At 59.2% G+C, this 11,453-nt stretch carries 10 protein-coding genes; 4 read left to right on the top strand and 6 right to left on the bottom strand.

Annotated elements, in window-relative coordinates; translation table 11 throughout:
* Positions 1–18: 18 nt before the first annotated feature.
* The 3 genes from AC1DO7_RS34785 to AC1DO7_RS34775 form a co-directional block, all read right to left on the bottom strand.
* Complete coding sequence (locus AC1DO7_RS34785) at positions 19–456, bottom strand: low molecular weight protein-tyrosine-phosphatase (RefSeq protein WP_441614166.1); 438 nt, start codon at positions 454–456, stop codon at positions 19–21.
* A complete protein-coding gene (locus AC1DO7_RS34780) occupies positions 453–1,592 on the bottom strand; it encodes a polysaccharide biosynthesis/export family protein (protein ID WP_477117150.1) in 1,140 nt (379 codons plus the stop codon). The genes AC1DO7_RS34785 and AC1DO7_RS34780 overlap by 4 nt, the downstream gene beginning before the upstream one ends.
* A gap of 599 nt (positions 1,593–2,191) precedes the next feature.
* A complete protein-coding gene (locus tag AC1DO7_RS34775; RefSeq protein ID WP_441614165.1) occupies positions 2,192–2,476 on the bottom strand; it encodes a hypothetical protein in 285 nt (94 codons plus the stop codon).
* Between the two features lie 672 nt (positions 2,477–3,148).
* Between AC1DO7_RS34775 and AC1DO7_RS34770 the strand changes: the two genes are divergently transcribed.
* Positions 3,149–3,352: a hypothetical protein gene (locus AC1DO7_RS34770; protein WP_441614164.1), complete on the top strand. Its 204-nt coding sequence runs from the start codon at positions 3,149–3,151 to the stop codon at positions 3,350–3,352.
* A 216-nt stretch (positions 3,353–3,568) separates the two neighbouring features.
* Here AC1DO7_RS34770 and AC1DO7_RS34765 read toward each other — a convergent pair whose 3' ends face one another.
* Complete coding sequence (locus tag AC1DO7_RS34765; protein WP_441614163.1) at positions 3,569–4,318, bottom strand: carbonic anhydrase; 750 nt, start codon at positions 4,316–4,318, stop codon at positions 3,569–3,571.
* Between the two features lie 773 nt (positions 4,319–5,091).
* Complete coding sequence (locus tag AC1DO7_RS34760; protein ID WP_441614162.1) at positions 5,092–6,021, bottom strand: viperin family antiviral radical SAM protein; 930 nt, start codon at positions 6,019–6,021, stop codon at positions 5,092–5,094.
* 178 nt (positions 6,022–6,199) lie between these two features.
* Here AC1DO7_RS34760 and AC1DO7_RS34755 point away from each other — a divergent pair, with 178 nt between their 5' ends.
* The 3 genes from AC1DO7_RS34755 to AC1DO7_RS34745 all read left to right on the top strand — a co-directional run bounded on the left by AC1DO7_RS34755 (position 6,200) and on the right by AC1DO7_RS34745 (position 10,289).
* Positions 6,200–8,920, top strand: coding sequence for an ankyrin repeat domain-containing protein (locus tag AC1DO7_RS34755; RefSeq protein ID WP_441614161.1), 2,721 nt, complete (start codon positions 6,200–6,202; stop codon positions 8,918–8,920).
* 452 nt (positions 8,921–9,372) lie between these two features.
* Complete coding sequence (locus AC1DO7_RS34750) at positions 9,373–9,642, top strand: hypothetical protein (RefSeq protein ID WP_441614160.1); 270 nt, start codon at positions 9,373–9,375, stop codon at positions 9,640–9,642.
* 5 nt (positions 9,643–9,647) lie between these two features.
* The gene (locus tag AC1DO7_RS34745; protein ID WP_441614159.1) at positions 9,648–10,289 is read left to right on the top strand and encodes a GIY-YIG nuclease family protein; all 642 of its coding nucleotides are present in this window, start codon (positions 9,648–9,650) and stop codon (positions 10,287–10,289) included.
* A 115-nt stretch (positions 10,290–10,404) separates the two neighbouring features.
* On the opposite strand, the gene AC1DO7_RS34740 is transcribed toward AC1DO7_RS34745, so the two are convergent.
* Entirely contained in the window at positions 10,405–11,085 is a 681-nt protein-coding gene (locus tag AC1DO7_RS34740) for a PIN domain-containing protein (protein WP_441614158.1), read from the bottom strand.
* Positions 11,086–11,453: the final 368 nt, after the last annotated feature.

Here is an 11,453-nt window from a genome sequence, read left to right as displayed (position 1 = left end):
CCTTTGCTACCAATACTGTTAACGGAGCGCCTGGATGCGCGGCACCCAGGCTTCCACGCCTCGTTGGATCAACTGCAGAGCGTTTTCGAACGCAGTGCGGCTTTCGCGGTACGGATCTGGCACGTCGAACTTGGCGAACTCTCCCATGCGAAATACCCGCCCGGTGGTGGCGGGATAGTGCCGCTGGATATCTTGGCGCTGCTCGTTGTCCATTACAAGGATTAGGTCTGCCCGCGTCGCTAAGACCCGGCTGAGTTGCTGAGCGCGGTGGGCGGTGATATCGATACCGCGTTCCTTCATCAGTGCGACTGCGATAGGGTCGGCAGGATCGCCAATAAGCGCCCCGAGGCCGGCGGACGCGACATTTGTCTCAGGCAAAGCCTGTTTCAGAATCCCCTCTGCCATCGGACTCCGGCAAATATTGCCGATACATACCACCAGAACAGTCTTGATCATTTGGCTACGTTCGCGGCGCCCGTTACGAAGTTGCCGCTGGGCAGCAGCTGGTTGATCACGCGGCTCCAGCGGACCACACCGGCGGCATCGACGTAGACGACGTCCCTGGGCTTGAGCTCGAAGGCTTCGGCCAGCGCGTAGGAGACGGGTGATTTGCCGTCGAGGTGGAACACCTCGGCGTCGCCGTCACCACTCTTGCGAATGACATAGAGTTCTTTGGCATTGGCGGATATGGGATTAAGTCCGCCGGCTTCGCCGATGGCCTCACTGAGCGTGAGGCGACCGTTGCGCGGCAGCACGGTGATGGGCCGCACCACTTCCCCAGCAACAAACACCTTGCTGTCTTCACGCTGCTCCACGCGCACAATGTCGCCGCTGCGCAGCAGGATGCGCGCGGGGTCCACGCCTTGTTGCAGGAGCGCCGGCATATTGACGATGTAGTTCTTGCCATCGCGCGAGATGCGGATGCGACTGTTGTCGCCGGTCAGAACGTTGATGCCGCCTGCGCGGTTGAGTGCCTCGACCAGYGTCATTGGCACATCGTCGATGTTCTGCGGGCCCGGGGTTTTGACTTCGCCGTCCAGGTACACGCGCTTGCTGCGGAATGCCAGCACGCGCACGGTCACCTGCGGCATGGTGACGTACGGCACCAGTGATTTGCTGAGCTGGCCGCGAATATCATCCGGTGTCTTACCCAGGACCTGGATCACCCCTGCATACGGGAACTGAATGGTGCCCGCCGGGCTGACCACATAGCCCGGTACGTTAGCGGCACCACTGTAATTGGGAATGTCGTAGGCCTGACCGATCGAGTACGTCTGCGTGGGGAACACCAACTCAGGGTGATCCCAGACGACGATGGAAAGAATATCGCCCACACCAATGGTGTACGGCTTCGGCTCAGCGTACAGTGCCTCGATGCCGGCGTTGGCCGGTACAGTGGACGCCTTCAGCGCCCGAACCAGTGCGGGGGTGATCAGCGTGACCTTGGGCACGGATTCCGGGTCTTCCGGATCGAGCGGTCGTTGGGGATCGAAACGCATCCCGGGCGCGAGTGCGCAAGAGGCCAGCAACGGGACAATGCCCAGGCTGATTAACGCTCTGATAAACGACTGCTTGCTTGCATACTTGAACACGACTAGTAATTCCCTTGATACCCGAATGCCCGCGCTGCTGTCATTCTCTGACACGCATTGCTGAGACGAATCCGCTGGTCCGACATTGGCACACGCTGGTGCCTTCCCGCTCTACTGTGTGCAGCGCGCGGAGATGAACCTGGYGGTGATGGCCTCGTGTTGTCTGCCCGGCATGCTCTCTTGCACTGCATCACCGCGCGAAGGACCGGCGAAGTGTATGGCTCCAGGGGGGCAATCTTCAAGGCAATACAGGCGTTTTTCCTGTCTTTTCGATCCCCCCTTAAGTGTGGACCCGACAAAGGTAGGGATGCGCCGACAAGGGGTTACGAGCAACAATCGCCCCCTTGATGACGGTGGGAAATTGCGCCGGTACCCTGCATGCTTCACCCGAAAGGGTTAGTAATTCGTTCGAAATTTCCAGCGATATTTCTGGCAGATTTATTTGATGTTTTATTGTGCTCTGCCAAGGGAAATGACTTTTGATTCTCTGCCCACCCTACGATGGGAGGGAAAACTCGATCGCACAAGGGCACCGTACGCACGAACGCGACAACCCGGCAGTCCTGCTCGCCGGGTTACCGCGTAATGTTGACGCTGCATTATGCCCCGCCCTGTCCCTCTTGTTCATGCTGGGCAGCGAGTTCGCTCAGCACCAGAGTCTCGTGCGCCAGCCCGGCGGCAAGCGAGAGCAGATGCCCCTGAGGATCGTCCGCAAGGTCCTGGCCAACGGTGGCGCCGTCTTGCGTGACAGTGAGCAGCGCGTGGAGCTGCGCGGCCTTCTCACCCGCCAGGCTCAGCGGGTCTTCACATGGGAAATGGGCCGTAATGAACATGTCGGCGCCGGTGTGTTCAGCAGTGATGCCGTAGCGGGTGTGCTTAACCATGGAACACGCTCCTTTGCATCGCGTTGATGCATCCAGAGGCGGGGGCGAACTGCGGATGTGTCGATTGCAAGCAATGGGTGACGGGAATGAAGGACATGGAGTGACCTCCTGTGCGAACAGGTTTGACAAGGAGCCGCGCGGAGCGGCTCGACGTCCTTTGTGAACGGGCTGTCAAACCCAATCGCCGTGGATGCGACACGCGAAGTCTAGATGCCAGCAAAAATCCAAGCCAGCTAAAGTGCTTCGAGCGTCGCCCACAGTGGACAGGGAGATGAGTAAGCATGGGTGCCTCGTACGTTAGCGGTAAGAATGCCGCCTTGCGGCGGTCGTCCGTCTACGTATTGCGGGCTGCTATCCCCGGCCACCGCGGTTGCGGCGACTGCAGAATCTTAGCGAATCAAGTCTTGAAGGGAACGTCCCGTTGTCTCATGCGGGCCCGCGAAGTGCCCGGCACTCAACCCCCACCGCCGAACTCGTGCCTCCGCTGTTGTCGCGGACTGAGCCATGGCTGCTGACTACGTTTCCCTGATGTTCGCAATTCGAAGTTGAGTGGAGTGAAGCGGTCGCCCGGACGGCGGCGCATCCACCCCCTGCTATCCCCCTCGCCTTAGGGGAAAAGAAATACACCGGCGAGCCGTACACTTCCCGGATGAATTTTTGCGGCGCTGCACCATGAGCATCTACCTGCTTGGCTTTCTCGCCTTTGAGGCGCTGTGGTTCTTTCCGTTCCGGAAGGTCTTCCGCACCGCCCGTTTCGAATCGGGCTACGAATACCTGGCGCTGATTCCGCTGGTTGGGCCCTTGGTCTGCCTTTGGATTCTCGCCTTTAGACCCTGGCCGCTGAAAACGCGACTGGTGCGCTCCTTGTCGTCCTGAATAAAGAAAGGTTCATCGCCGATCTGCAGGCGACTGAAGGCCGGAGAACGACCCCTGTCAGCCGTTCAATCCAGCGTCGCCCCGACGGCAGCTTCCAGGGTGCTGCAGCCGGCCGGTGGCTAACCTTGGCTAGCGGATGTACCGCGCTTGCGGCACCGACGCGTTATGTAGTCTGCGGCAACATCCCTCCAGATATTGAGGGACCTTGGGCTCGCTCTAGCTCCCGGCCTGTATCTCGCGCCCGTTCAGCGGTTGCGTCGGCCGCGCATTCATCTTGTACAACTTGCGGAACGCCGCGAGCTGCGCCGATGACAGGCTCACTGGCGTCTTCATCACCACCCACCGCACATCTTCGCTGCACGGCGGCGTCGTCAGCGATCCCATGAAGGTGTAGTTGCTGCGATCCGCCGGCAGCAGGTCGCCAGCATTGATGTTGCCATCCAGCCGCCGTTTCTCGCCTTCCTTCGCCGGCAGGTTTGCAAAGACTGGCCGCAGCGTGGCATTTGACTTCCCGGTGCGGAACAGCACGGCGATCGCCGCCAGCTTGCCGTCCGCGCTCTTGTGTACCAGATGGGCGACCAGTGGATAGGCCTTTGCGTTGATTTTCTCTTCGCTCGGGGTGTGGAAGTGGAACTGCACGAGCTTGTAGGCCACCCCGTCGAGGGTAAGGGTGCCCCCGTTCTCGGGCTCGATCTGGATGGTATGGCCGTTGTTGATGACCTCTGCGCTGGCAGGCATATGGGAGAGGCCAACGGGTTGGGCCGTCTTGCCGGTCACCTTGCGTGTCTCGATATTGATCGGTGACTGCCGGTGGCCGATTCCACACACCGCGTAATCCGCTTCCAGACCCGCCCAGTGCCTTGGGTCGGTCTTGCCCTGGTAGGACCAGTGCACCTGCTCCGAGGCATGGGCCAAGGGGGTGAGAAACAAGGTTCCCAATGCTGCGATCACGATCCGTGCTTTCATCTGATTACCTCACGTTCTGAAAATCGCTTAACTCAGGCGCGGAGGCCGGCTCCGGCGCGGCCAGCGCACCATGGCACCAGAGGTGCCGGAATCGTGCAGACGCCGGCTTGCGGGCCCGGTCGGGCTACCTCCATGTGCGCAGGAAAGTGTATAGGAAATGAAGATGACATCGGGCACCGTGAATTCCCATGTTGCCCAACGGCAAGGTACTGGTTGGGGTGGTGGTGTGGGAGTCCTGTCCTCGTCAGAACTGTTCCACCGAGATCGATGCGCACATGTCCGCGGCGCGCGCTGGCAGGTCTGCCAGAGCATCGTCTCCACGAAGCTGACGTTTGAATGTCTCGGGGGCGCCGTGCGCGAACGGCCGTAGGGCGCTAAGACAGCTCTCGGCAAGCCTTCGTCTGCGGCAAGGGCGCCGTGTGCCCCCGACGAGGTGCGGAAAACACTCCCCCAACTCCCTGCGTAACGCACTTTTGAGCACCTTCCCCGCCGCCGACAGCGGTAGGCTGTTGCGGAACGCGAAGCTCTTGGGGCATTTGTACCCTCTATCCTGCGTTTGCGGACGGCACACTCTCGTTAACGACTCGACGCGCGTTTTTCACGTCTCGCTTGAAGTTCAACCAGGCCCTTCGATCGCCGGGGGCACAGGGGACGATCAACGCTCTTGCCCAGAAGGAGGCAGCAGGCCGCCGTGTCTGCCTCCCCGCGTAAATCTCCAACCCTCCCTAACGAGCCGGCGAACAAGGACGTCATCTCCTTTCCGGGGGAATACTTCATCGCACGGTGCCCGTCGAGGAGTATCGAGCCAGATATCTCGTCGACGACAAAGCGATCTTCGCAAATGCGGCGATTGCACCGATGCGAGGGATTGGCGGACTGTAGTGATACCCGCTGCGAGATCCCGCGTTCTGGAAGAAGCGTCCAAGCGGATCGATCATGATGTATGACTCGACCATGTCGACATTGTTCTCGGCGCGCAGTGGCAAGCCGTATCCGGAATGACGTTTCACGAAGGCGGCGAACTGAGCGTCGGAGACGCCGAGCTCGGATGAAATGATCGGGAGCATCTTGAGCACCTTCCACTTTTCCGGTGCCAGTTTGCGTATCAGCGGTGTCATGTCTTCATCGCAGTTTAGTGCGTTGACAACCGTATTGATTTTCAGGCGGAGTTCTGGATTGATGCGTCGCGCGGCCGCAATGCTTCCTTCCAGCGTGTCGGGCGTAATCTGCCGTCCTTGTCTGTCACGACGACCGATTTCTCGGTTGCTCGCACTACACGCCGAATCCAGACTGACGCCAAGCAACGACAGGTATTCGGCCAGCGCTTCCGCCAGTGCAGGAGTCAGCAAGCTGGCATTGGTGATGATCGAAACGCCAAATCCCAGTTCGCGCGCAAGCGCTGCAATGTTCAGGATCTGCCTGCTATACAGGAGCGGCTCGCCGCCGGCCAGGTTCAGCCGGACGGACGTCCATTTGAATGCAGGCGTAAGCGGATTGGTCGCGTTCCCGGGAACAAAGAACGTCTGCAGTTCTTGGAGCAGGCGCGTCGTGCCAGCCCAGTCATGAATCAGTTCTCGACGGGACTCGGCGTTGTCCCATTTGGCATAGCAATAACGGCAACTGTAGTTGCACGCTTCGGTCACATGCCAGTTGATGACCAACTCGCGCGAGATGGGCTGATGCTCTTTCTTGGCTTGCAGCAAGGACACTCTCCGGTGGATGCGGGTTCCCCCAGATTGCCCGTAGTGCGGCCACCGCGAAATGAATCTACCCGTCCCCTCGATCGCGCCGGATCGAAAGGCGGGGGACGCCAAAGTTCATTGGATTCTTTCCCTCCATCGCAGAGAATGAGGATCACTATCCACTTCTTAGGATGCTTCCATGGCCGTCCTGCCGACCTTCGAATCCGTTCTGCTCGAAATCAGCCAGTGCATCGGCCTTGAGCGTCTGTCGTCAAAAGATCAAGGGAAGTTCGTCAAACTCGAAAAGAAGCTCAAGAGTCACCTAGCCATACTGAAAAGCGAGCTCGAAGGGATTTTCGATGCGCTCGAATTGAGCGAAGCCGCACGCCGCGATGCCTCTATCAATCTGGACGATTGGACGGGCTTCCATCGTTCCCTCTCTCAGAATGTCTGGACATTTGATGCAAGCGCTCAGCAGGTTGTCTGGCATATGTGCGCCTTCACCTACGCTCCAGCGGCAGGACGCCTGATCGCAAATTGGAATCTCGTCGAGCCCTTTGACCACGGCATGCCCGGCGGTGAATTCTGGTTCCTTCCCAACGTCGACCAGACGACGAAACAGATATCCCTTCCCGTGCAGCACGTCGTCGATTGGCTTATGGATCTTCTCGGCCTGCCGATGGATCAGGTCGTACTCAGTCTGGGCGGCGCCAAGGCTAGAGACGACGCCGATGCGCCCGATTCGATGGAGCGGACACTCTACAAATGGCGGAATGGGACGATCCCCAGGATCCAGTCGATCAAGGACTATTTTCCGAATGACGCCACCATGGAATTCAAAGGCACCCTCGACTTGTCCGGTGAGCTGCCGCACGAGGAACGGATCGCCGCCGCGCTGACCTTTGTTCATCGCAAGAAGCTGGACCCGGAAGCGCTGCGTTCGCAGATCCCGATGACGCAGCCCGGCCGCATTGAAGCTGTCATGAACGACGAGGCATCGACCGAAGAGCAAGCGGAATTCGTGCGGCTGCTCGAGGTTCGCTATGCCAGGCCGTCGATGCGCACCATTCGCCAGCGCCTCCGCATCGCGCGTGCGGTGCAGGACGGCTACAAACGTCTCGTGGAATTTCTGTGTCCGGGCGTTGCCTTCACCTGTCCTAACGCCAATGAGAACAAAGTGCTGCAGCTCTTCGCCCTCTTTCGGATCAGCTACAACATAACCGTCGAAGCCTATAAGTGCGCCGAAAGCGAAGTGGAACAGGACGCCTGGTTCGAGCATCGTCTTCCGCCTCTGGAGCGAGCGACGGTTTTTCTGTCGATCGCGCCTTCGCAAAGGTTGTCCGCCAAAACCGAAGTCGCCGATCTGCTGACCCACCGCTTCACGACCCTAGACTCGCAGGCCCCACTTGACGACTTTTTCGCGATGGATAGCGCGGATGCGCTACGCGTGGCCCAGACGAAGGGCTTGTTGCTGAGCGACTTTATCGAGAGCAGGAAACTGGAGATCGATCTGAAGGACCGGGCCCGCAGGTCCTCGCCCTGGCGAGCATTGCAGGCGGAAACTGACTACATGGCGGTTAGCCAGTTGGCGTTGTCCTCCGACGCCTCGCCAAGGGCGCGCCAGGCGGCTATTGAGCGCATGAGACAACTCGCGCAGTCCCCCCAACAGGTGGTCGGCGCACTCGTGTGCGCACTTGGGAACCTTCTCAACTGCGGCTCCTCGGACCGGCCCCACGACGTCGAACAGCGCGTCGAGGCGCTGCTGCAAGAAGCGGAGCGCAGTCCTGCGCGCGCTACCTGGGCGTTGCCGCTTCTGCAATATCGGGCGAAGCACTGCCTCGCACGCAATCAATTCGAGGAGGCGACAGAGCTTTTCAAGCAGGCTATCGACTCCGGCTATCAGCGCAACTTCGGATCGATGTTCGGCGAGGCGGCGCGCGACCTCTTAGCGACACTCGTCGCGGACCGGCGACTCGATCCCGATAAGCACGAGCGACCGTATCGCATCATGCTGGCGAATAACATGATAGAAGGCGATCCTATAAACATCGACATAAAGGACGTAGCGAAGGTCGTCGCCGAATACTTCTGGGACACGCTCTACAAGCCCTATCCGGGCTACCCGAGGGAACGGCCAATCGCCGAGGCGCAAGTGAAGCAAATCATGGGCGAAACATTCCGGATGATCGAAGAAGGAGATTGGGACAGTCTGCAGCGCTGGTTCGACGATAACGCCAAATCGTTCGGCAACAAGAAGTTGGACAGCGTGCGAGGCGATTCCGTCCTGCTGTGTTGGTTGAAATTTCTCAACGGGCTCGAAGCGAGTATGCCGCGCTTGCACACCATGATTCCGAAGGGGCTGTCCGACGATGTCAGTAGGCTTGCCACGCACCTCGAAAGGCGCCGCCACGCGATCTGCCTTCTACTGAGAGCGTGGCCTGAACAGGCGAACCTGACGGATTTCAAGCGGCAGAGCCCGCTTATGCTCTCGGCTGATCGCGGCGACGTCCCGATTGTTCGCGCCGTGCTCGATGCCGGCGCTGTTGTTGACCAGCAGGACCATCTAGGCAGAACGTCAATTCACGCCGCAGTGAAAGGCGGGGGGGCCGAGTGTCTCGCCGTCATTCTCGCGTACCACCCAAATCTGCAAATAGTCGAGGATGGCGAGAAAAGCAGCGCGTTGCATACTGCCGTCAAGCTCGGACGTGCCAAGATCGTGCACATGCTGGTAGATTATGATCCCGGCTTACTCCACCTTGACAACGCGAGTGGGTTTACGCCGCTTGAACTTGGTGAGCAGATACTGCGTGATTGGTCAGTCTTCGAGCGCGCAATGAACTACAACCACGTGAAGATCGCAGACCGGAGCGACTATGTCTCTTGCGTGGAGTACCTACGTTGCATGACTAGCGGTAAATAGGAGGAGTCACACCCAGTCGCCCTGCTCCACCGGATCGATATTCGGCCTTCGGCGAGCCGTTTTCGCGACTTTTGTATCCGTGAGTGATGGTGATCGGCCGATTACCAACGGGAAGCAGTCGGCTGAAAGTTTTCCGAATGGCAATGGCGGACGGCAGTGACCGGTCGAACGCGGACTCGCCTGCACCGGCGGAAACGCTCAGGAACGCCGGTGTTTGGGGGCGGACTTGGTCGGCTAGTCAGGTCGCGGGCGGATAGCTGGCCCTTGCCAACCCGCTTCTGTCATTCGTCATTAAAATGGGGTAACGTCAGGTTTGTGAGGACTCTGGTCAACTCAAACCATAAGCAAGTGCGCGCATAGAAGAATGGACAATCAATCAGGGGCGGCGACAGTGCAAATTTTTATGCTGACGGCTAGAATGACCTTCCATCTGTTTCGCCATGAATTCCGCTATGACGCGTCATTGGTCTGAAGACCCCTACTGGACGGAGGCTGCCCACCGCTTCTATGAGCTTCGCGAAGAAGGAACGAAGCAACTCGTCATTGACCTCGATGCCATCGACGAGACCCTATACGACGGGGATGGTCCTGCATACCGGGCCCTTGAGGCCATGCTCTCGGTGCACGAGCATGAAAGCATGGATGGATTCCGCGGGGCTCCTCGAATTGTCCTGGCGCTGCTGCAGATACTCAGCGAACAAGACCGCAACTCCAAGAAATAACGCCCATGCCCAGAGTTATCTACGTGCTGAAAAACGAGGCCATGCCCGGTCTTGTGAAAATCGGGCTCACCACCGATAGCGTCGAATCCCGCATTTCCAATCTAAGCTGCGGCACCGGAGTGCCGCTGCCGTTCGAGTGCCACTTTGCCGCCGAGATACCGGAGGAGATCAATCTGAACAAGCTGGAGAAAACTCTCCACCAGCTATTCTCCGAACACCGCATTAACCCAAAGCGAGAGTTCTTCAAAGTCGAGCCAGAGAAGGTCGTGCTGGCACTGAGCATCGGCAACTTCAAGGAAATTACCCCAGGCAAAGCCGACATCGACCCCGTCGAAGTGCAAGCCATGGAAAAGGCGAAGGAACAGCGCCGATCGCGTATCAATCTTGCTGCGCTCGGTATCAAGGCTTGCGACATCCTGGTGCTGGCTCGGGATGAGAGCATCACGGCAACAGTCCTCGATGGCGGTAAGGTCAGCTTCAAGGGCGAAACCATGAGCCTGTCCGGCGCCGCCCTGAAAGCCCTCCAGGACATGGGATACAAATCGAGTTCGGTCAGCGGTTCCGACTATTGGATGTTCGATGGCGAGCTGCTGGACGAGCGCAGAGTCCGGCTCGAAGCGAAGCAATTCGAAGAACAACCGGCCTAACCAAAAGGGACCCCCCCACCCATTGGTGGGGCGAGGGCGCGCACGCGACGGCGCTACCGACGCATCTCTGCCATTCGGAACAGCTCGCGTCGAGCGACTGTTGGACTGCCGCTCGTCACCGGGCGTATCGGCCTACGCAACCGGCACACATCCATTCCCCATCGTCGTAGATACCCCCGGTCATGTCGCCGCGGCAGTTGCACCACCCGCAGACTGCGAGAATGCCTTGCTGGCGGTCTGTGAGGTGCCTGCCGCCACGCTGACCTTCACGCTCTGCGAAGCCGGCTTGAGAGGAAGGCAGTTGCTTGCGGTCCGGGGGGCTCGCGAAGCAGCCGCAATTCGTACACCAGCGGCCGCCGTAGTGCGCGATTGTACTCACCTTGTGACATCTCCTGCAGGCGGTCGTTTCGTCATTCTCGCCCTGACACACGGGCTCGCACACGAGTTCGTCCATGCTCTCCAGACGTCGACATTTCAACCCGATCTTGTTGAGGTAGGCCAGCAAGGGGTCGAAGCCCTTGTCTCTCGACAAGACAAAGCACTCTGTCTGTGGTGCGGTCTCGATCATTCGGCCGAGTTGGAATGCGATGTGGAAGTCCAGTGCATTCTTGCCACTGCCTTCGATTTTCAGGAAGTCAACGCGCTGGAACCTGTGCGCGGTGGCGGGCTTGGTGACTGCCTTTGGTGGATTCTGATTCGCGCCGACGAAGATCATCGCGCTATAGCTTTTGTCCAACGGCGAAAGGTCAATCTTGTGGACGTTCTCGTAGTCCACCAGCAGGAGCTTCCTAGTCATGTCTTTGCAGCCAAAATGTACGTAAGCTGGAATTGTGGCTCGTTCAGGGCGGCTATGTACTCCCGCCGCCCCATACTTTAGTGGGGGGGTTGCCATCAGGTCGTCGCCGCTAAGATGTTAGGTCGTGCATACACGGGGGAAACGGCACAGTGGGCGTCCAGGATCGAGACTACACGCGGGACCGCGAGAGATTTCGCGACGGACACATGAAATTGCCACCGCGCCGACGCGGGTCAGGACTGACGGTGGGCCATGTGGTCATCGCGGTTATCTTCGGGTGCATCGGCTTACTTGCTGTTCCGATGTGGAAGCTATTTGGGCCTCGCGACTACAGCCTACCCACGCCGCCGTGGGCCGAGGTGCACGGC

This window comes from Cupriavidus sp. 05N40 (assembly GCF_056397305.1).
This window is presented reverse-complemented; position numbering and strand designations above follow the sequence as displayed.

What these genes read in the sequence shown, in the direction of transcription:
- AC1DO7_RS34745 (WP_441614159.1), top strand. Translation starts at nt 9,648, where the DNA reads ATGCCCAGAGTTATCTACGTGCTGAAAAACGAGGCCATGCCCGGTCTT.
- AC1DO7_RS34755 (WP_441614161.1), top strand. Translation starts at nt 6,200, where the DNA reads ATGGCCGTCCTGCCGACCTTCGAATCCGTTCTGCTCGAAATCAGCCAG.
- AC1DO7_RS34740 (WP_441614158.1), bottom strand. Translation starts at nt 11,085, where the DNA reads ATGACTAGGAAGCTCCTGCTGGTGGACTACGAGAACGTCCACAAGATT.
- AC1DO7_RS34770 (WP_441614164.1), top strand. Translation starts at nt 3,149, where the DNA reads ATGAGCATCTACCTGCTTGGCTTTCTCGCCTTTGAGGCGCTGTGGTTC.
- AC1DO7_RS34775 (WP_441614165.1), bottom strand. Translation starts at nt 2,476, where the DNA reads ATGGTTAAGCACACCCGCTACGGCATCACTGCTGAACACACCGGCGCC.
- AC1DO7_RS34785 (WP_441614166.1), bottom strand. Translation starts at nt 456, where the DNA reads ATGATCAAGACTGTTCTGGTGGTATGTATCGGCAATATTTGCCGGAGT.
- AC1DO7_RS34750 (WP_441614160.1), top strand. Translation starts at nt 9,373, where the DNA reads ATGACGCGTCATTGGTCTGAAGACCCCTACTGGACGGAGGCTGCCCAC.
- AC1DO7_RS34765 (WP_441614163.1), bottom strand. Translation starts at nt 4,318, where the DNA reads ATGAAAGCACGGATCGTGATCGCAGCATTGGGAACCTTGTTTCTCACC.